This window comes from Lysobacter antibioticus HS124, from assembly GCF_000336385.2.
GTDB lineage: Bacteria > Pseudomonadota > Gammaproteobacteria > Xanthomonadales > Xanthomonadaceae > Lysobacter > Lysobacter firmicutimachus.
In genome coordinates this window covers 1-779 of the sequence record NZ_HG424608.1, presented here as the reverse complement: position 1 = coordinate 779, position 779 = coordinate 1, and the positions used below count along the sequence as shown (strand labels likewise).

General features: G+C 69.8%; 1 protein-coding gene. It reads left to right on the top strand.

All coding sequences use genetic code 11. The annotated features are described in order from the left end of the window. Window positions 1-779, top strand: a 779-nt coding sequence (locus TX83_RS24285) for an autotransporter-associated beta strand repeat-containing protein (protein ID WP_186442681.1), incomplete at both ends; no start/stop codon positions are given.

Genomic DNA, 779 nt, shown 5'->3' with positions numbered 1-779 from the left:
TGGTGCTCAACGACGGTGCGCAAATGCTCGGCGGCGGCGTGGGCACGTCCGGCGACGGCACCGATACGCTGGTGGTCAACACCGCGCTGGGCTACACCCTGGACGGCGGCAGCATCGACACCTTCGAAATCCTGACCAAGCAGAACACCGGCGCGCTGACCCTGACCGGCGACCACGTCTTCGCCGTCGCCACTCAGCTCGAAGGCGGCACGCTCGACGTGGACGGCCGACTGGAGACGTCGGCCCTGTCGATGGCCGATGGTACCGTGCTCGACGTCGACGGCATCGTCGAAGCGGCCGGCGGCACGCCGACGGCCCTTACCGGCAGCGCCGGCGTCAATACGATCGATGTCGGCCCCGCCGGCACGCTGCGTGCGAACGGCGACCTCGGCGACGGCAACGATGCGGTGATCCTGGCCGGACTGCTCGACACCGGCGCCGGCACCTTGGGCCTGGGCGCCGGCGACGACGTGCTGACCTTGCGGGACGGGGCCGTCATCGAGAGCGGTGCCGGCGGCGTGGAGGCCGGCGCGGGCGGCAGCGACCGGTTGATCCTGGACAACGCCTCGGCGATGGTCTTCGACGGCGCCCAGACGGCGGGCTTCGAGACCTTGACCAAGCAAAACACCGGTATTGCCAGCATGACCGGCAGCCAGAGCTTCAGCGGCGGCGTCGCGATCGATGCAGGCACGCTGGACATCGACGGCACGTTGCAGACGCCGACGATCGCCTTGGCCGACGACACTGCGTTGAATGTGGACGGCACGGTCGGCGGCAGC